Consider the following 18,894-nt stretch of genomic DNA (forward strand, 5'->3'; position numbering starts at 1 on the left):
GTCTTCAAAATGTAGCAAACACCGAAAAAAATTGTAGTGAGTACTAAAGACATAAAAAATACTAAGTGAAATGGCGGCCATGCGCAATGTGGGTTCTCCCCAGCATCCCCCCCGTTTTTACCCCTAAAATCGCAACAAAATGAAACAACCACTAATGGGCAAAAGCCGTCCATGAGCTCAATGCCGACTAGCAGGCGGCGTTCGAAACGTGCTCATGATGCTCGGCGGGTACTACACGCGCTTGAAAAGGAAGAAATCAGCTCGACGTGACCTGGCAGCGTATCGGCCAGTATTGAATTAGCCAGCTTGCGTGGCTATACGTCGACATAAGGCAGTATTGCCGCGATAGACGCGGCAATATACGACGCCAGGAAATCTGCGGGCACCTCACGCACCCGCATTAAAGCGCACGCACCCTAGCGACTGGGCGCTACGATCTTGAACTCGCTGACCAGCTCGGACAACGACTGGGCCTGCCGCCGCATTTGTTGGGACGCCCCGGCAACCGCATCAACTTGCGCTTCATTCTGGACATTGAGCTGATCAAGATGGGCGATGGCCTCGCTGACCTGCGAGACCCCTACGCTTTGCTCGCGGCTGGCGTTGGCAATATCGATCATGAGCTGCGCAGCCTTGTCGGCCGATGACAGAATTTCGCCCATCGTTTTTTCGGCGTCACGCACCGACGCGTGGGCGCGCTCGACATTGCCAGACGACGTCACGATCAGTTCGCGAATTTCTTTGGCCGCCGTTGCGCTGCGTTGAGCCAACGCACGTACTTCGCCCGCCACTACCGCAAACCCTCGGCCCTGCTCGCCTGCCCGGGCCGCCTCGACCGAGGCATTCAGCGCAAGAATATTGGTCTGGAATGCAATGCCGTCAATCACCGTAATGATGTCGTTAATTTTGCGCGAGCCATCGTAAATTTCGTCCATGACTGCCGTAACCTGCCCAACCGACGTTCGCCCGTCCCGCGCGACCTCGGAGGTTTTGTGAACCAGATCGCTGGCCGAGTTGGCATTGTCGGCATTGCTTTTGACCGTCGAGGTGATTTCTTCCATGGCGGCCGCAGTTTCTTGCAGGCTGGACGATTGCGCTTCGGTGCGTTCGGCAAGCTCTGCGTTACCGCTGGCAATACCTGCTGAGCTTTGGTTGACCAAATGGGTGGTTTCTTGAATTTGCCCCACCAACAACTTGATATTGACCTGCAGAATGCGCAGCCATTGGCTAATTTGGCCAAGCTCGTCGTCTCCGCGTGCGGGAATGCGGTCGTAAAGGTTACCGCTGCTTAGAGACACCAGCATTTTAGTGGCGTCGGTTAACGGCGAAATAAGCGAACGGCGCAGGGCATACAACCCCACCAAAATAATGGCCAGTTCGGGAACGAGAAGATAAAGTTCGTTGATGCGACCGTTAAGCACCGCGTTGACGCCGCTGCCCCCCAACACCAACGTGACCAACAAGGCCATTAAATTAAATTTGGTTTTTAGCGAGAACTGGAACAGGCGTCGGGTGCGCGCCCAAAACGACATGGATGTCGGCACGCCATTGTGCAGTACCGTCGAGTCGTCGCCTTGATTCAGGCGCTCGTAAAGCGCAATGGTCGCGGCCAGGGCCTGCTCGGCCGGCTTGACACGAATAGAGGTATAACCGGTGACTTCACCGTTTTTTACAATAGGTGCCACGAAAGCAAGCACCCAATACTCGTCACCGTTCTTGCAGCGGTTTTTAATCATCCCGCCCCAAGCCTTGCCGTCTTGCAGGGTTGACCATAAATCGGCAAACACCTGTTTGGGCATGTACGGATGGCGTTCGATGCTTTGCGGTGCACCAATAAGCTCGTCGCGGGTGTATCCACTAATGCGAACAAAGTTGTCGTTCGCGTAGGTGATGTTGCCTTTTAAGTCGGTTTTCGAAATGATGGTTTCGTTGGGCCTTAGCACGTATTCTGCTGGCGCGACCGCTCTTCCCGAGGCCACAACGCCCGAATCAACTACCGAAATACCTTGCCGCATACATCCCTCGAGAGGGCGCAAATACCAGACGCCCGAGTCCTGTTAATTTGTTACAAAAGTCGAACAAATCATAGCAAACGGCAAAGCTATCGGGGCATAAAACGGGTCAATCTTATGGAAAACACTTAGGGTGCCGGCGCCAGGCGGTCGAACAAGACACCTACCACCACAGCCACAAAAACCGGCACCAACCAGGCCAGCCCCAAAGACGCGGCGGGCAACGCACTCACCCACTCGGGTAGCCATGCACCGAAACCTGCAGCGTTCAGGCCATCGGCAACGCCAAAAACAGCCGCGACGGCCAGCGCAGGCACAAATACTCGAGGCGCTGATCGCCAGAAGCGCCCCATCAGGCTTAACATCACGAGCGTGATGGCCACAGGGTACATACCAACCAGAACCGGAACAGAAACTGCAATCAGTTGAGTTAGACCCAGATTGGCTACGCCCATGCTGCACAGGCAAAATACGACCACGACCTTGCGATACGAAACCCCCAGCAAGGCGCTGAAGTATTCGCCGCAGGCGGTAATCAACCCTACCGCCGTCGTCAGGCAAGCAAATACGATGACAACCGCCAACAAAATACTGCCAAAATGGCCAAATGTTTGTTGCGTGAAGCCAGCCAAAATAGGGACACCGGTAGTGGCATCGGGGTGCAACCCCGCGCTGGTTGCGCCAAGGTAAATAAGCGACACATACACCAGTGCCAACCCAATAGCCGCGATAATAGCGGCCCATATGGCGTAATAGGTTTGCAAGCGTCTGTCGGTAACGTTACGCCCCCTTATGGCGTTAACAATGACTATCCCAAAAACCAGCGCCCCCAAAGCGTCCATGGTTTGGTAGCCGTGCAAAAAACCTTGTACTAAAGGCGCGCTCTGATAAGCGCCGCGGCTACTGCCAATGTCGCCGGCCGGTGCATACAGCGCAGCAGCACCAAGTAAGACCAGTGCCCCGATAAGCACGGGCGTGATGAACTTGCCCACAGTGTCGATGAGCCGGTTTGGGTACAACGCAATCAACATCACTACGGCGAAGTAAATAACGGAATACACCAGCAATGGCCCCGCGCTGGCGTCGAAGAAGCGCGAGAATCCGATTTCGAACGACACCGTGGCCGTGCGCGGTGATGCAAAAAAAGGCCCGATTGCCAAATACACCAAAACGCCAAACATTGTGCCCGCCACGCGCCCGATCGGCGCTGTGAGCGCAGCAATACCGCCACCCACGCGCGCCAGCGCCACAATCGTTAATAACGGCAGCCCCACACCCGTCAGCAGGAAGCCCAGCGACGCCATACCCATGTCATCGCCCGCCAGCATGCCAACCAGAGGCGGAAAAATAATATTGCCCGCGCCCAGAAAGAGCGCAAACGTCATGAAGCCCAGGGCAATCAAATCGGAAAGTTTTAGTGTCTGCATGTAGAAAAATCTCAGTGGCTTGCGCGAATGTTAGCGCAAGCCCAGGTTGCCTGGGCACGGCGTTACATCAGGACGCGTGCAATCATCTTGTTTCACTTGTTTGATTTTTAAGAGATATTGAACAGCTATTGAACCGCTTTGTTTAGCCTTGTCTAGCACAAACTATGGACAGCAACTGAATGGGACCTTAAATTAAAGACCTGTCCAGTTCATACGAAACGGACGCAACCCGCAGCGACGGCAGCGGCCTCAGTAAACCGGCCCCGCCGTCTCGCAACGAACAAGGAGTGAACGATGAAACGCTTTCTGATTGGTGCCTCACTGGCCCTTGCCCTGGGTTCCGCACATGCAGCAGACATTGTCGACACCGCCAAGTCCGCTGGTTCTTTCAATACCCTGGTCACCGCTGTTCAGGCGGCTGACTTGGTCGACACGCTCAAAGGGCCAGGCCCATTTACGGTGTTTGCCCCCACCGACGAAGCCTTTGCCAAAATCCCCAAAGACCAGCTGGATGCCTTGCTTAAAGACAAAGCAGGCCTGACCAAGGTATTAACCTACCACGTTGTATCCGGCAAGGTTATGGCAGCCGACGTCAAGCCCGGTCAAGTGCCCACGGTACAAGGCAGCCCGCTGACCGTGTCGGTGAAAGACGGCAAAGTCATGGTTGATGGCGCCAATGTGGTCCAGACCGACATCAACACCGACAACGGCGTGATTCACGTCATCGACGCCGTCATCATGCCCAAGTAATACGCGCGTACCCCACGTTGATGAAAGGATATCTTCCCCTGGATATCCCAAAAAAAGCCTGCCGGGCTAAAACCCGGCAGGCTTTTTTTTCGGCCTGTGCCGCGCCAGACTGCCGCAAGCTACTTAGCGGCGTCTTGCATTTTTTGGCCAGCATTTTCAATGGCCGAGCCCACCGATGCTGCTGCCTTGTCGAGTTCTTTACCCGCACGTTCGGCCGGACCTTCTTTTTCTTGGCAGCCGGCAAGCACAAACCCAAGCGCCAACACAGCAGCAGTAGAACGTATCAGTTTGCCATATGTCATGACTTTCCCCTTTGTGTTTATTAAAGATACCCACGACGAATTGTTGCCTTGATGGCAGATCGCATATTAACGCGGACCACCAAAGCGCATCTTATGTCAGCGACGCAATCACGACCGCTGCCTCATCAACACATAACGTCACCAATGATCCTTTCTTGACTGTGGTATCGGTCTGCATAAAGCCAATCACCTGAGCCCCCGATGTCAAGGTGACTGTTGCCTCGCTCACCTTGCCTGCGCGCACGGTGTTTACCAATAGACCGTCAAGATGATTTTCGGAAGATGCATGCACGCATTCATTTGAAGCAGAAGCCACTTCAACGGCCGTTGCCTTGAACATGGCCATTACTTGTCGACCCGACTCAAGACCAAGCAACTGGGCGCTTTCTTTGGTAATGCGGGAAACAAGGGTCGAACCATCGTCGAGCGACAAATAAACGCGAACCGCCCCACCTGCCCGCTTTATGTCGGAAATCAGGCACATCAGTTGGTTGCGCATACTGGTGCGCATGCCCAACGCGAGCGCGCCACTGACAAGCGAGGCGCCATCGCCCGCATACTCTTGTGCAATTTGATCCGCGACCTGCCGTCTGGCCAGCATGAATCGATCGGCCGCAGCGAGCAATCGATGCCCCGCCGCTGTAACAATGGCCCCACCCCCGCCACTACCGCCAACGGCCTTTTCAACTAAAGGCGTGCCGGCCAGATTTGTTAGGGTCTCGATGGCTTGCCACGCCGCTTTATAGCTTACGCCGGCAGAACGTGCCGCTTCAGAAATAGACCCCGTATGAGAAATACGCCGAAGTATGTCGAGTCGCTTGTCGCTGGCTTCGTAGCCAAGCAACGTATTCAGGGGTAAAGAAGACATAACCATCGAACAGCGTTTACTCCGAGTGCAGGGTTTGTTGAAATCATATTCGCTATTCATACTTAGAACAACGACAAAAAATCGTGCTAGCATTCTCGCTATTCAATATAGGAATAGCGAGAATGCGCATGCTGAATCATATCTGTAAGGTCATCATCCCCGCCTTAATTGGTGTTTTTGCCACCCAAACCGCCATGGCAGACACTGTTTCGGTTGCCGTTGCGGCAAACTTTACCGCCCCCATGCAAAAAATAGCGGCGCTTTTCGAGGCTGAAACCGGCCACAAGGCTGCACTGTCTTTTGGGTCGACCGGGCGGTTCTACGCGCAGATAAAGAACGGCGCGCCGTTCGATGTGCTGCTGGCCGCCGACGACAAGACGCCCGCAAAACTTGTTGAAGAGGCGCTGGCACTGGCGCCGACGCAAATGACTTACGCCATAGGCAAACTGGTGTTGTACAGCCGGAACCCGTCGGTCGTTGACGACCGGGGCCATGTATTAAAACAAGCACAACCCGGAAAAATTGCGATTGCCGACCCAAAACTTGCGCCCTACGGCCTTGCGGCGCAACAAACCCTTCAAGCCCTAGGGGTGTACGCACAACTCCAGCCCAACCTGGTCGTGGGTGAAAGCATTGGTCAGACTTACCAGTTTGTTGCCACCGAAAACGCCTTAATGGGCTTTGTTGCCCTATCGCAAGTTAACGCTGCAGACCAAAAACAAGCCGGATCAAGCTGGATTGTCCCTCAAGCACTCTACGACCCGATTCGCCAAAATGCCGTTGTACTGGCACGGGGCAAAGACAACCCTGCCGCATCCTCGTTGATAAAGTTTCTGCAAACCCAGGCAGCCCACGACGTGATTCGCAGTTATGGTTATGGTTTGCATACGAACCCCTGACATGACATATCTTCGACGCCATGATGTTTGATGAAGCGGCCCGGCAAGCCATTTGGCTTACCATTGAACTTTCGGCACTGACGACCCTGGTCTTACTGATTGTCGCTACGCCCCTGGCCTGGTGGCTGACACGCACATCATCGGGGTTGCGCGCCCCTATTCATGCGCTGGTTACCTTGCCGCTGGTGCTGCCGCCTTCTGTATTGGGTTTCTATTTGCTGGTCGCCATGGGGCCCAACGGCCCACTGGGCCAGTTCACACAGGCCATGGGTTGGGGTGTACTGTCCTTCACCTTCACCGGTTTGTTAATCGGCTCTATTATTTTCTCACTGCCCTTCGCCGTTCAACCTATCCAGAACGCCTTCGAAGCCATGGGCCGTCGCCCCATGGAAGTGGCCGCCACATTGGGCGCAAGCCCGCTCAACGCCTTCCTTACCGTTGCCCTTCCACAAGCACGCAGCGGTTTGCTTACTGCCGCAATTCTTAGCTTTGCGCATACCGTCGGAGAGTTCGGCGTAGTGCTGATGATCGGCGGCAATATTCCGGGGCAAACGCGGGTTGTATCCACCCAAATTTACGGCCATGTCGAGGCCATGGAATACACCCAGGCGCATTGGCTGGCGGGCGGCATGTTGGTGTTCTCTTTTATTGTGCTACTTGCACTGGCCGCTCTGCGCAAGAATAACGCCCGTGTACTGCCCTGAATAGACTCATCATCATGACGCCAGATCCTTCTTCCTCGCTGCTTGTCAATATCGAACTTCCCAGAAAAGGGTTCCGGCTGCAGGTCGATCTCGTACTACCCGCGCAAGGCATTACCGTCCTTTATGGCGTGTCGGGCTCAGGCAAAACCAGCCTGTTGCGGTGCGTTGCGGGCCTCGAGCGTCCGGAGCGCGCCAAAATAGTCATTGGGAACGAGGTCTGGCAAGACAGCGATCAACGCCTTTTCGTACCGACACACAAGCGCTTGCTAGGTTATGTCTTCCAAGAAGCCAGCCTTTTCGAACACCTGAATGTTCGCGACAACCTGCAGTTTGGGCTAAAGCAACGGCACACACCCCAGTCGTCAAGCCTGCTCGACACTGCAATCTCACTTTTAGGCATTGGCCATCTGCTGCACCGACAACCTGCCGGGTTGTCGGGCGGCGAGCGCCAGCGCGTTGCGATTGCGCGGGCGCTCGCGTGCGGCCCGCAGATCTTGCTGCTCGACGAGCCCATGTCCGCGCTGGATCAGGCCCGTCGAGACGAGGTCATGCCCTGGCTTGAAAAACTACGCGACCAGCTGAAGCTACCCATGCTCTACGTCACCCATTCAGCCAACGAGCTGCAAAGGCTTGCTGATCATGTGGTCGCGCTGGAACAAGGCAGAGTGGTGGCTTCCGGCCCAATACACGACATACTTGGCAATGCCGAGCACCCGATAATTGCGGGCGATGACGCCGGCAGCGTGCTGATTGGGCGGGTAAGCGACCTGCACTCCGAATGGCAAATGGCCCGCATCACCCTCGGTCCCGCCGATTTCTGGGTATCACAAAACAATCTTGCCATTGGCCAAGACGTACGGCTGCTTGTAATGGCACGCGACGTCAGCATCACACAAGAAAAGCCCGAACACACCAGCATTCAGAACCACCTGCCGTGCCAAGTCGTTTCAATAGCGCCTGACACCCACCCATCACAACTGCGCGTGCAATTGCGTTGCGACAACATCACCCTCACCGCCCGTATCACGCAACGCGCCCAAGCCATGCTGCAATTGCAACCGGGTCAGTCTGTATGGGCCCAGGTGAAATCGGTTGCCTTGGTCAAGTAATTAGTGCACTTTTACGACCAGTTCGCCCAGTTGTTGAACACTGGCTTTGATGGTCTGACCACTGTGCACGGGGCCAACGCCCTCTGGGGTTCCGGTAAAAATCACATCGCCTGGGTGTAAGGTGTAAAACTTCGACCCAAACTCGATCAGGGCGGCGACACCCAGAATCAGCTCCGAAGTGTTCGACGATTGACGAGGCTCGTCGTCGACAGACAGCTTCAGGTCAAGATGACCGGCATCTGGCAATTCATCGGCTGTCGTCAGCCAAGGCCCCAAGGTGGTATAGGTATCGGGCGATTTACGCATGCTGCGCTCTTCAGGGCCGCGAATTGTGATGTCGAGCCCCACACAATAGCCAGCCACATAATCAAGCGCCTTTTCGCGCGACACATTGCGTGCGGTTTTGCCAATCACTACCACCAGCTCGACCTCATGATCGGTACGACGATCGGGCAAAGCCTGAGTAATACCTACACTGGGATCAACCAGCGAACTTTGCGCCTTCAAAAACAAGCCGGCCCGCTCGATATGATTGATCTGGTTGTTGTGATGCAGGTTAGGGTCATCGAGCACTTCTTGCAGGTGCTTCTTGTAATTGACTGGCGCCGCGATAATTTTGCCCGGGTTGGCAAAAGGCAAGAGCAATGCCAGATCGCTTAAATTGAGCACCGGCGCGGTTGCCTTCAGGCGCTGAACTTCGGCCATGACCGCAGGCAAATGGGCAATGAGCTGATCACCCAACGGATACGGGTAGGTCGCTTGCGGCACGCAGGCCAAGGCGGGGGTCACATCGTAAACCGTCTGGCCTTCGACCAAACCCAGACGATCGGGAAAGAACCGGCATAACTTCATATCGAGAATCTCTTCAAAAAGTGATTAAAACTTTAGTTGAAGAGATTCTCGGCCAGGCCGAAAGCTAAATCAATATAATGAATTTAATAATTTTGATTAAAATATTTTATATTTAGGGCCGATTACCCAATGCCGATAATGCCTCGTCGGCGCCGTCGTGCAACGGCACAGTTACGCCCATGCGTGCGCTGGCGGCCGACACCTGCGCCCCCTGCGCCGACCCATAACCCAACAAGTCATACCCAGCCTGAAACACGCGATTCGTCAGTTCGATAGCTTCATCGCGGGTTAACTCTGTGGTCGTCAGCAACAACGCCGCCATACCTACCGTGGCCACAGGTTGAGCCTGCCCCGGGTATACGCCCTGGGCAATATTCAACGCCATGAGTGCCGGCTCATCTTCGATTAAAGCCTCAATGGCTTTCGCATCGAGGGGCAACAGTTTTAATGGCGCTTTGGCCAAGGCATCGCGCAGGGGTGTAGCCGGGATACCAATAACATGCACCGTTGCATCGATAACACCGGCGGTGAGCGCCGGCAACGAGGCCGTAAACGGCATATCGACCACGGTGTAATCTTTGCCGGCCTGAAGACCGTGTGCCTCGAGTACATGTTCGAGCGTGGTGCGAACCGCAGAACCTGCCGGGCCCAACGCCACCTTTTTGCCCTTCAGGCTGCGTACCCCGCGGTAGGCCGGGTCATCGCGAACCACAATATGAACCAGTTCGGGGTACAAGCCGCCCAAGGCGCGCAAGTTCGTAAACGCCCCTTTTGAATAGAACGGGCCGTTGCCCTCGTATGCCATGTCAGCCGCATCGGCCTGCGCAAGCGCGATGACAGCATCGCCAGATCGCAGCATTTCGATATTGTCGACACTGCCTCCAGTAATTAACGGTGTAATTTTTGTTTGGCCGTCGTGTGTCAAAGCGGCCAACGCTCTGGCGAAAGCCACATACTCGCCTCGGTCGGGGCCTCCCGCAAGCGGGTACCCTTGCTGCATGCGGCTAAGACGGCCATTAATACGCGCCACAGAGCGTTGCAGCTCTTGCTGCACAATGCGCTCACCGGCGCTGGAGTTGCTGCGCACCACAGAACGAGAAATGTCGTCGAGCGTGGCGAGCAAGCGCCGGGAGACCGGCTGCGGCTCGCCAGTATCGATAGCGGGCGCCTGGGCATTGCTGACTCCGGGTGGCGTCGACAAAACCCATTGCCCATCAGCATTCTTGGCATAAACGGCGCTGGCATGCGCGATGATCTGATCGCCAGCCAGGTTTCCGCCAGACTTCACGCCTGAAATACTACGCGGCCCAGCACCCAACAACGTGACTAGCGAAGCCACGCCAGGGCGATCCCAGGCATCGAGAGTGAAGTCTTTATCAAATTCGAGCGCGATGTCGTAGTACACCACGCGGCGATCCTCGCCTTCTGGGGCCGTACTATCGGTGGCCGAACCTTTTCGGTCGAGCTCAACAATTTTAAAGACCCCTTCGCCATAGGTAGCTTCGAGTCGTTGGCCAATATCGGTACGCAAGGTGCTGACGTCGGGTTGCCGGCCGCACGCGGCAAGCACAAGACAACACGCAGCCAGAAGCAGTCGTTTGAGCATGTTAGAGCCCCCCGACAAAAGGCAACGACAAGAACGTCGTTAACACAGTGACGTTAATGATGTCGACCAGAAAGGCGCCTGTGACCGGCACCACAATAAAGGACTCGGGTGCCGGACCGTGCCGCCTTACCAGGGCTTGCATATTGGCAATGGCAGTCGCGGTGGCCCCCATAGAAAACCCGCAGAATGCGGCGGAAATAACGGCCGCCTCGTAGTCTTTTTTAAGCGCCCTGAACACGACCAGGCTTGCGTAGACAGCAGCAAATATTGCCTGCACAAGCAAGATAATAGCCAACGGGCCGGCCAAGGCCAGCACGCTGCCTACATCCAGGGTCATCATGGTCAGGCCCAGAAAAATAGACAGGGCAAGCGTACCAATCATTTCGGTTGCCCGATCGTCAAGCTTTAACCCTAACCAGCCACCCAAGTTGCGAATGACAATACCGATAAGCATGCACCACAAAAAATTGGGAATATTGACCGGCCAGTCTTGTGCCATATCGGCCAAAGCAATACCGCCAGCCAGACAGACAAACGCCGCGGTCAGCGACACGATGTAAGTGCTTGAATCGGGCGGTGCCTGACGGTTGCTGTCGGCCATGCCGGCGACATCATTACCGCCCTCAAGATCCGTATCGGCACGATCCAAGCTGCCCTTCAGTTTGTGCCGTTTGAGCAACCGCTCGGCCACCGGACCGCCAATCAACCCGCCAAGCACCAAACCAATGGTTGCCGACGTCATAGCCAGCGTCATGATGTTCTGGATATTGTTGACGTCGGCAAAACTGCCCGCATAGGCCGCGCCAGTGCCATGCCCGCCTACCAGGGTAATAGAACCCGCAATCAGCCCCATAAGGGGATGCAAATCAAGCAGCCAGGCCATACCCAGGCCAATGACGTTTTGCAAGACCACAAACGGAATCAGCACCAGCAGAAACGCAATCAACCGGGGCCCGCCCGCAGCAAGCAGTTTAAGGTTAGCCGTCAGGCCCACACAGCCGAAGAATATCAGCATCAGTGTGGGGCGGATATTAGCTTCGAGCGCCACCGTGACCCCGGAAAAGTCGGCCAGCAAAAAGACTAATACGGCAAACAAAATACCGCCCACTACCGGGTCTGGAATGCTGTAGCGCGCGAGCACACCGACACGACTGGTAAGGACACGGCCGGCCACCAGGACAAAACAACACGCCAGCAGCGTTTCTATGGCAGAAAGAGAAATCATCGGACACCTGTATGGCCTGACCACAGGCCGTTTAAGACCGAAAGCATAACCCGGGAAACCTGTTGCATGAAGCCCTCATGACTGTTGTTTGAGGCCCTCATGGGTTTCCCGGATTCATATCAATAAACCTTACACAAACAAAACCGATGGGTATAGAATCGGAAAAAAAGCCAGACCAATAATTACTGGCAAGCACGAGACAAACACTTCGGGCTACACCGAAGCAACCCGCAAAAAGCGGGTTACCACCAAAAGGGGGTGCCTATATGGCAGGCAGGAAGCATTCCGTATTGCGGCTGTTCCATCCGTCCATTGCATCGTTCGGGCCCATCGGCGGCCTGGTTCTCCCATTCGTTCTACGCGTCGGCTTCGGCGTAAAAAACCCTACAGCAATCATAACTATTCAACCCCGCCTAGCTGCGGGGTTGTTTTGTATGCGTCAGCGTGTGGCCAAAGCCACAGGCTGCTTGCAGCACCGCCGATACGACAAGGTAAAGCCTGTTTACCAGCCTTTACCTTGCCGGCTTGGCGTCGCCCCAAGGCGAACCTGGCAGGAGGGGCCGGGCGTGTAGGTTTGCCCGGCTTAAGACAATAACGACAAGGAGTACTTTGCATGGTAGACAAATCGTCGTCGGACGCCTACTGGAAGGCAAACGTCCGCATCATCCTGATATCGCTGGTCATCTGGTTTATATGTTCGTTCGGCATGGGCATTATTTTGCGCCCTGCACTTATGGGCATTTCAGTTGGCGGTGCCGATCTAGGCTTCTGGATGGCCCAAAACGGTTCCATTTATGTGTTCATTGTTCTTATTTTTGTGTACGCAAAAATGATGAACAAGCTCGACCGTGAACACGGCGTAGAAGAATAAGGAGCACATTCATGGATCAATTCGTACTTAATCTAATTTTTGTAGGTTTTACGTTTGCCATATACATTGGCATTGCGTTCTGGGCCCGGGCCGGCACCACCTCCGAATTCTATGCCGCTGGGCAGGGGGTCCATCCCGTGCTTAACGGCATGGCTACTGGTGCCGACTGGATGTCTGCCGCATCGTTCATTTCCATGGCCGGCATTATTGCGCTGGCACCGACAGGCGGCTATACACAGTCAGCCTTCTTAATGGGCTGGACAGGCGGCTATGTACTTCTGGCGCTGTTGCTGGCGCCATACCTTCGCAAATTCGGCAAATTCACCGTGCCCGAATTCATCGGCGACCGCTTCTATTCGGGGGGGGCACGCCTGCTGGCCGTTATCTGCCTTATCATCATTTCAATCACCTACGTGATTGGCCAGATGCGCGGTGTAGGCGTTACCTTTAGCCGCTTCCTCGAAGTGTCTACCGACATGGGCCTGTACATTGGCGCAGCCATTGTGTTTGTGTACGCGGTGTTTGGCGGCATGAAGGGCATTACCTACACCCAGGTGGCGCAATACGTGGTGCTTATCATTGCTTACACCGTGCCCGCCCTGTTCATCTCGCTCAACCTTACCGGCGACATTCTGCCGCAACTGGGGTTAGTTGGTAGCTATGCCCCGTCGGGTGGCGAAATCAGCCTGCTGACCAAGCTCAACCAGGTCGTTACCGAACTGGGCTTTACTGCCTACACGGCCGACACTCCCAATCGGTTGAACATGTTCTTGTTCACCATGTCGCTCATGATCGGTACCGCCGGCTTGCCACACGTCATCATCCGCTTCTTCACGGTGCCGAAAGTGGCCGACGCCCGTTCTTCAGCAGGTTGGGCGCTGGTGTTTATTGCCTTGCTGTACACCGTAGCGCCTGCCGTTGGCTCCATGGCCCGCCTTAACCTGACCACCACCATGTGGCCGGCAGCTATCACCAGCACAGCCACCAGCGGCCCTGCCATTTCGCGTGCCGATATCGACAGCAAACCCGAACTCTCCTGGATCCGTAACTGGGAGAAAACCGGCCTGCTGGCCATCGAAGACAAAAACGGTGACGGCCTGATCCAGTACTACAACGACAAAGCACCTGCCGATTCGCCCATCATGAAAATGGCCGAAGAAAAAGGCTGGAAGGGTAACGAGCTGACCAAAGTCGACAACGACATCATGGTGTTGGCCAACCCCGAAATCGCAGCCCTGCCAGGCTGGGTAATCGCACTGGTTGCAGCAGGTGCGCTGGCAGCAGCGTTGTCTACTGCGGCAGGTTTGTTGCTGGCCATTTCGTCGGCTATTTCGCACGACCTTATCAAAGGGTCTATCAAACCCGATATCTCCGAGAAGGGCGAGCTGACAGCCGCACGCATTTCCATGACATTTGCCATTGTCGTGGCGACATGGCTGGGGCTTAACCCTCCGGGTTTTGCGGCACAGGTTGTGGCGCTGGCCTTCGGCCTGGCGGCGGCAACCATCTTCCCGGCGCTCATGATGGGCATCTTCTGGAAGCGTATCAATAAAGAAGGTGCTATTGCAGGCATGCTGATTGGCCTGATCTTTACTGCGGTTTATATCTTCGTCTACAAAGGCTGGTTCTTTATTCCGGGCACCAACAACCTGCCCGACACTGCAGCCAACTACGTCTTCGGGATCTCGCCGCTGTCTATCGGTGCCGTCGGCGCACTACTGAACTTCATCGTGGCATACCTGGTGTCTTCGGTTACCGCAGCACCGCCGCAACACGTTCAAGATCTGGTCGAGTCCATCCGCATCCCTAAAGGCGCTGGCACAGCCACCCACCACTAACCCATCGACCCGGGCGGCGCAAGCCCGCCCGGCACCTCATTGATCAACACTCAGGGTGCCGCAGGGCACCCTGACCGTTTAAAGGCCTGGTCATGACAACATCACCGATTGATATTGGCGACTTTCTTGAAACCCTGGCCCCTTACAACAGCTTGCCGGGCGAACAGCTCGCCCAACTGGCCCGAACGGTCAGCCTGCGGCATTACCGCAGCGGCGACTACATCTACCATATCGACGAACCCCTGGACGGCGTATACGTTGTTGTCTCAGGTGACGTCGACATCACCGACCGCAACGGCGCAACGGTATCGCAACTATCGCGGCGGCAAAGCTTTGGCGAACGCGGCCTTATGCGCAGTGGCAACGGCTTGGCCTCGACCACGGCACAGGCCCGGTCCGACACCGAAACGCTGCTCATCCCCGCCCCCGAATTCCGTCGGCTGATTCGCCACTCACCTGCGTTCGACCACTATTTTTATTACGGCAGCCGCACTAAAAACCGGCCTACCGACATCAATTCGTTAAAGGTCGAAGACCTGATTACCCGCAAGGCCATTGCCTGCTCTCCCGACACACCCGTGGTGCGCGCCGCGCAAATCATGCGCGACGAGAGCATTTCGTGCCTAGGCGTACTGCAGGCCGACACCCAGCAACTGGTAGGTATTATTACAGTGCGCGACCTGACAAACCGGGTACTTGCCGAGGGCCTTGACCCGCGCACCCCAGTTGGCCTGGTCATGACGCCCAACCCGCCTACACTGCCCCCCAACGCTTTGGGTGCTGACGTGCTGCGTACCATGATGGAAAACAATATTGGTCACTTGCCAATTGTTCATTACGGGCATTTTTACGGCATCATCACCCAAACCGACATCACACGGTTTCAGGCCGTTAGCAGCGCCCTGCTTATCCACGATATCAGTCAGGCCCAGAACATCGAGCAACTCGTCAAGCTGGCGCAGACACTGCCGCGCCTGCTGGTGCAACTGGTAGCGGGGCAACAACGGCACGAGGTCGTTACCCGCCACGTCACCGACATTACCGACGCCATCACGCAGCGGCTGCTGACCATGGCCGAATTGCGATTAGGGCAACCGCCCGTACCGTACTTGTGGCTGGCCTGCGGAAGTCAGGGGCGACAAGAGCAGACCGGTGTGTCGGACCAAGACAACTGCCTGTTTCTGGACGACAGCGTACGCCCCGACGATATGCCTTACTTTGCCCAGCTGGCACGCTTTGTGTGCGACGGCCTGAACGCATGCGGCTACGTGTATTGCCCAGGCGACATGATGGCCATCAATCCGCGCTGGTGCCAACCAGTCAGCGTATGGCGCGAATACTTCCGGACCTGGATGACGCGCCATGCCCCCGAGTCGCACATGCTGGCTTCCGTCATGTTCGACCTGCGCCCTATTGGCGGTCATCTGCCGCTTTACCACGACCTGCAGGCCGAGACATTACTGGCAGCGTCGAAAAACACAATTTTTATGGCACACATGGTGGCCAACAGCCTGAAACACACCCCGCCCTTAGGCCTGATCCGCGGGTTTTCTACCGTACGTACCGCCCGCAACCGCCACCAAATAGACCTGAAACACAATGGTGTAATACCCGTAACCGACCTGGGCCGGGTTTACGCCCTGATGGGGCAACTGACCGACATCAACACGCGCGCACGTCTGCAGGCAGCAGGCCACGCCGGCATTATTTCGAGCAGCGGCGCCGACGAACTCATTGCGGCTTACGATCTGATCGCCACTTTACGCCTCGACAACCAGGTCAAGCTTATTCGGGCAGGCGAAAAGCCCGACAATTTCCTGACGCCTGCCGACTTGCCCGACTTCGAGCGCAACCACCTGCGCGACGCCTTTGTCGTCGTGCGGACCATGCAATCGGCCGTCGGCCACGGCCGGCGCGTTCCGGTTTAAGCTACTTCAATTACAACAACAAGGGACAACAATTCATGTGGGCTGATTTCATCGCAATGCTGGCCATTGCAGCCTTGGTGGCATGCATCGTATTCATTATCGGGCGCTTCATGCGCCGTTCAGGGCGTCAGATGGAACGCTGGATCATGCCTGCAGCTATCGGGGCCTCGGTCATTGCTTACGCTGTCTGGAACGAATACACCTGGTTTTCCAGACTTGAGTCCGCACTGCCCAACCATATTGTCGTTGTGGGCACTGGCGAACGCAGCGCCCCATGGGCCCCCTGGACATACCTGGCGCCGGTCACCACACGGTTCGTTGCCGTCGACACTCAAGCCATTGCAAGGTCTGAAACCCGTCCCGAACTGGCCCGCACCGAGATCTACCTGATCGAACGCTGGCAGCCTACGCGCACAGTCACGGTAGCCTTCGATTGCAAGCAACAACTGCGCGCCGACCTTGGCGGCGCCGCCAGCTTAAGCCCTGACGGCACCCTGACCGGCGCACAATGGCAGCCGGCAAACGACGACGCGGCCTTACTTAGTGCCGTGTGCCGTCCATAACCCACACATCATGGCCGCACACAGCCGCACCCGCCTGAGAATCTTTCGGGTTTTTGCCGCCTTGTGCACGGGCTGCCTGCTCGCGTTGGCGGGCGGGCTTTATTTTGGGTATCACAAAGCCAACGATCCAGACATCGTCCACGCACTAATCATTGGTGGCGCCATTGCCGGGTTTGCCATTTTTGGGCTAACCGCATGGGCCTGGTTGGTCATCGACGAACATATCGCCCGACCTGTCCAGCGCCTGGCCGGCAATCTGCGCACGCTAACTCATGGCAAGGCTACAGCTATCCCCGCCCACGAACGCACAACCTATTTGTCCGACCTCGTCCCCGCAGCGCGCGAAATGGCCCAACAATTGCTTGATACCCGCGTCGCGCTTGATCAGGCTGTTGCCCGCGAAACTGAAACGCTTGCGCTAGAGAAAGACAGACTTGAGCGACTGTTGTCTGATGTGCCTGTGGGGTTAATGTTGTGCTCGGCAGAACACCAACTGGTGTTCTACAACGGTCAAGTCGTCAGTCTGCTGGGCGGGGTCAATGCCGATGTCGCCCCCGGCCTGAACCGGCGGGTGTTCGACTATCTGCATCCCGCACCCATCGAGCATGCATATGCACGGTTACTCGAAGCCGACGACCCCGACGCCGCATCAGACATCCTGTGCTCGACGCAAAGCGAAGGCCGGGTACTGGCCGCACGCATGCGCCTGCTGGGGAATCACCCCGGAGCTAACAACGACAACCCCGCAGACATCGGCTATGTTCTGACCTTACGAGACATCACAGGCGACCTGGCCACGCACAGTATCCGCCCTGATATCGATCGCCCCGGCGACTGGCCTTTGGCGATGATACGGGCCAGCGACCTGGCCTCGACGCTGCAAGCCACATTACGCAGCAAAGGCGTGACGCTAACAACCGAAACCACCGACCTGATCCTGCGATGCGACGGGTTTCAATTGGTGGCGCTCATTACCGCCCTGATCAACCGGTTGCCGTTGCCGCACGGCGCGCTGCACCTGAAGATCCGCAGCGACGGCGCTGGCGCAATGGCCGAATTGTCATGGGAAGGCCTAAGTCTATCTGACGACGCGCTGGCACAACTCCTGAGCGCACCGCTCGATGTCGGCTTGACCGACATGACCGTACAAGGCGTGCTGTCCATTCATGGCGCCACGCTGGTCACCGACAACAGTAGTCGGCTGCACCCCAAACTGTGCCTGCATATCCGCGAGGCCAGGCTGGCTCAACGGCGCCCCCCTGCCATACCGCGTGCTGTGGTCTACGATTTCAAGTTGCTGTCCAAAGCGGGCAACGCCGAGGTGTCGTGCACCCCATTAGACGAACTTACTTATGTCGTGTTCGACACCGAAACCACCGGTCTGTACCCAGACCAAGGGGACGAGATTGTGCAAATTGCCGCTGTTCGCATCATCAACGGCAAACGCGTCAAAACCGAGGTTTTCGATACGCTGGTCAACCCGGGCCGCAGCATCCCGGCAGCCAGCACACAGGTGCATGGCATTACCAACGACATGGTCGCCGACGCGCCCGACACTGCAACAGCAGTACAACGTTTTCATAAATTTGCCGAAGGCGCCGTGCTGGTCGCGCACAACGCGCCCTTCGATATGGCGTTTATACGCCGGCACGAAAACGCTGCGGGTTGCCGTTTCGACCACCCCATTCTCGACACGGTATTGCTCTCGGCAGTCGTGTACGGCGAGGCCGAAAGCCATAGCCTTGATGCATTGGCGCACCGACTGGGCATCACCATACCCGAAGAAGCGCGCCATACTGCAATTGGCGATGCCATTGCCACCGCAGATGCTTTACTTAAGGTGATACCAGCGTTGAAGGCACGCGGGCTGGAGACATTTGGCGCGGTGCTGTCTGAGGTAAGACAACACCGCCGCCTGCTTAAAGACCTAAACGGCTGAA

The 18,894-nt window shown here is 56.3% G+C and carries 16 protein-coding genes; 9 read left to right on the forward strand and 7 right to left on the reverse strand.

What is annotated here, in order from left to right; genetic code table 11:
• Positions 1-416: 416 nt before the first annotated feature.
• Together PuT2_RS03980 and brnQ are read right to left on the reverse strand one after the other, a co-directional pair.
• Positions 417-2,015 carry a PAS domain-containing methyl-accepting chemotaxis protein gene (locus PuT2_RS03980; RefSeq protein ID WP_093969736.1) on the reverse strand — a complete coding sequence of 533 codons (1,599 nt, stop codon included), beginning with the start codon at positions 2,013-2,015 and terminating at the stop codon, positions 417-419.
• Between the two features lie 125 nt (positions 2,016-2,140).
• Positions 2,141-3,439, reverse strand: coding sequence for a branched-chain amino acid transport system II carrier protein (brnQ, locus tag PuT2_RS03985; protein ID WP_093969737.1), 1,299 nt, complete (start codon positions 3,437-3,439; stop codon positions 2,141-2,143).
• A gap of 294 nt (positions 3,440-3,733) precedes the next feature.
• Here brnQ and PuT2_RS03990 point away from each other — a divergent pair, with 294 nt between their 5' ends.
• Positions 3,734-4,189: a fasciclin domain-containing protein gene (locus tag PuT2_RS03990; protein WP_093969738.1), complete on the forward strand. Its 456-nt coding sequence runs from the start codon at positions 3,734-3,736 to the stop codon at positions 4,187-4,189.
• A gap of 119 nt (positions 4,190-4,308) precedes the next feature.
• On the opposite strand, the gene PuT2_RS03995 is transcribed toward PuT2_RS03990, so the two are convergent.
• A complete protein-coding gene (locus PuT2_RS03995) occupies positions 4,309-4,491 on the reverse strand; it encodes a hypothetical protein (protein ID WP_093969739.1) in 183 nt (60 codons plus the stop codon).
• 91 nt (positions 4,492-4,582) lie between these two features.
• Positions 4,583-5,359 carry a TOBE domain-containing protein gene (locus tag PuT2_RS04000; RefSeq protein ID WP_371596275.1) on the reverse strand — a complete coding sequence of 259 codons (777 nt, stop codon included), beginning with the start codon at positions 5,357-5,359 and terminating at the stop codon, positions 4,583-4,585.
• Positions 5,360-5,481: 122 nt separating this feature from the next.
• On the opposite strand from PuT2_RS04000, the gene modA reads away from it, so the two are divergent.
• The 3 genes from modA to modC are packed head-to-tail and all read left to right on the forward strand — an operon-like array spanning position 5,482 to position 8,071.
• Positions 5,482-6,258 (forward strand): molybdate ABC transporter substrate-binding protein, encoded by a 777-nt coding sequence (gene modA, locus PuT2_RS04005; protein ID WP_371596277.1) that lies wholly within the window; start codon positions 5,482-5,484, stop codon positions 6,256-6,258.
• Between the two features lie 20 nt (positions 6,259-6,278).
• Positions 6,279-6,962: a molybdate ABC transporter permease subunit gene (modB, locus tag PuT2_RS04010; protein WP_371596279.1), complete on the forward strand. Its 684-nt coding sequence runs from the start codon at positions 6,279-6,281 to the stop codon at positions 6,960-6,962.
• 14 nt (positions 6,963-6,976) lie between these two features.
• Positions 6,977-8,071 carry a molybdenum ABC transporter ATP-binding protein gene (gene modC, locus PuT2_RS04015; protein ID WP_093969741.1) on the forward strand — a complete coding sequence of 365 codons (1,095 nt, stop codon included), beginning with the start codon at positions 6,977-6,979 and terminating at the stop codon, positions 8,069-8,071.
• Here modC and PuT2_RS04020 read toward each other — a convergent pair whose 3' ends face one another.
• The 3 genes from PuT2_RS04020 to gltS all read right to left on the reverse strand — a co-directional run bounded on the left by PuT2_RS04020 (position 8,072) and on the right by gltS (position 11,754).
• On the reverse strand, positions 8,072-8,923 hold the full coding sequence (locus PuT2_RS04020; protein WP_093969742.1) for a fumarylacetoacetate hydrolase family protein: 852 nt from the start codon (positions 8,921-8,923) through the stop codon (positions 8,072-8,074).
• Positions 8,924-9,035: 112 nt separating this feature from the next.
• On the reverse strand, positions 9,036-10,529 hold the full coding sequence (locus PuT2_RS04025; RefSeq protein WP_093969743.1) for a TAXI family TRAP transporter solute-binding subunit: 1,494 nt from the start codon (positions 10,527-10,529) through the stop codon (positions 9,036-9,038).
• A 1-nt stretch (position 10,530) separates the two neighbouring features.
• Positions 10,531-11,754: a sodium/glutamate symporter gene (gltS, locus tag PuT2_RS04030; RefSeq protein ID WP_093969744.1), complete on the reverse strand. Its 1,224-nt coding sequence runs from the start codon at positions 11,752-11,754 to the stop codon at positions 10,531-10,533.
• 613 nt (positions 11,755-12,367) lie between these two features.
• On the opposite strand from gltS, the gene PuT2_RS04035 reads away from it, so the two are divergent.
• From PuT2_RS04035 to PuT2_RS04055, 5 genes are all read left to right on the forward strand, one after another.
• On the forward strand, positions 12,368-12,625 hold the full coding sequence (locus tag PuT2_RS04035) for a DUF4212 domain-containing protein (RefSeq protein WP_093969745.1): 258 nt from the start codon (positions 12,368-12,370) through the stop codon (positions 12,623-12,625).
• A gap of 11 nt (positions 12,626-12,636) precedes the next feature.
• Complete coding sequence (locus tag PuT2_RS04040; RefSeq protein ID WP_093969746.1) at positions 12,637-14,463, forward strand: sodium:solute symporter family protein; 1,827 nt, start codon at positions 12,637-12,639, stop codon at positions 14,461-14,463.
• Positions 14,464-14,555: 92 nt separating this feature from the next.
• Complete coding sequence (locus tag PuT2_RS04045; RefSeq protein WP_093969747.1) at positions 14,556-16,391, forward strand: DUF294 nucleotidyltransferase-like domain-containing protein; 1,836 nt, start codon at positions 14,556-14,558, stop codon at positions 16,389-16,391.
• Between the two features lie 35 nt (positions 16,392-16,426).
• Complete coding sequence (locus PuT2_RS04050) at positions 16,427-16,954, forward strand: hypothetical protein (RefSeq protein WP_093969748.1); 528 nt, start codon at positions 16,427-16,429, stop codon at positions 16,952-16,954.
• A gap of 10 nt (positions 16,955-16,964) precedes the next feature.
• On the forward strand, positions 16,965-18,893 hold the full coding sequence (locus tag PuT2_RS04055; RefSeq protein WP_093969749.1) for an exonuclease domain-containing protein: 1,929 nt from the start codon (positions 16,965-16,967) through the stop codon (positions 18,891-18,893).
• The last annotated feature ends 1 nt before the right edge of the window (position 18,894 follow it).

Source organism: Pusillimonas sp. T2, from assembly GCF_002236805.1.
Classification (GTDB): Bacteria; Pseudomonadota; Gammaproteobacteria; order Burkholderiales; family Burkholderiaceae_B; genus Neopusillimonas.

Coding starts and splice junctions, on each gene's coding strand:
- PuT2_RS03980 (WP_093969736.1), bottom strand. CDS start 2,015: ATGCGGCAAGGTATTTCGGTAGTTGATTCGGGCGTTGTGGCCTCGGGA.
- brnQ (WP_093969737.1), bottom strand. CDS start 3,439: ATGCAGACACTAAAACTTTCCGATTTGATTGCCCTGGGCTTCATGACG.
- PuT2_RS03990 (WP_093969738.1), top strand. CDS start 3,734: ATGAAACGCTTTCTGATTGGTGCCTCACTGGCCCTTGCCCTGGGTTCC.
- PuT2_RS03995 (WP_093969739.1), bottom strand. CDS start 4,491: ATGACATATGGCAAACTGATACGTTCTACTGCTGCTGTGTTGGCGCTT.
- PuT2_RS04000 (WP_371596275.1), bottom strand. CDS start 5,359: ATGTCTTCTTTACCCCTGAATACGTTGCTTGGCTACGAAGCCAGCGAC.
- modA (WP_371596277.1), top strand. CDS start 5,482: ATGCGCATGCTGAATCATATCTGTAAGGTCATCATCCCCGCCTTAATT.
- modB (WP_371596279.1), top strand. CDS start 6,279: ATGATGTTTGATGAAGCGGCCCGGCAAGCCATTTGGCTTACCATTGAA.
- modC (WP_093969741.1), top strand. CDS start 6,977: ATGACGCCAGATCCTTCTTCCTCGCTGCTTGTCAATATCGAACTTCCC.
- PuT2_RS04020 (WP_093969742.1), bottom strand. CDS start 8,923: ATGAAGTTATGCCGGTTCTTTCCCGATCGTCTGGGTTTGGTCGAAGGC.
- PuT2_RS04025 (WP_093969743.1), bottom strand. CDS start 10,529: ATGCTCAAACGACTGCTTCTGGCTGCGTGTTGTCTTGTGCTTGCCGCG.
- gltS (WP_093969744.1), bottom strand. CDS start 11,754: ATGATTTCTCTTTCTGCCATAGAAACGCTGCTGGCGTGTTGTTTTGTC.
- PuT2_RS04035 (WP_093969745.1), top strand. CDS start 12,368: ATGGTAGACAAATCGTCGTCGGACGCCTACTGGAAGGCAAACGTCCGC.
- PuT2_RS04040 (WP_093969746.1), top strand. CDS start 12,637: ATGGATCAATTCGTACTTAATCTAATTTTTGTAGGTTTTACGTTTGCC.
- PuT2_RS04045 (WP_093969747.1), top strand. CDS start 14,556: ATGACAACATCACCGATTGATATTGGCGACTTTCTTGAAACCCTGGCC.
- PuT2_RS04050 (WP_093969748.1), top strand. CDS start 16,427: ATGTGGGCTGATTTCATCGCAATGCTGGCCATTGCAGCCTTGGTGGCA.
- PuT2_RS04055 (WP_093969749.1), top strand. CDS start 16,965: ATGGCCGCACACAGCCGCACCCGCCTGAGAATCTTTCGGGTTTTTGCC.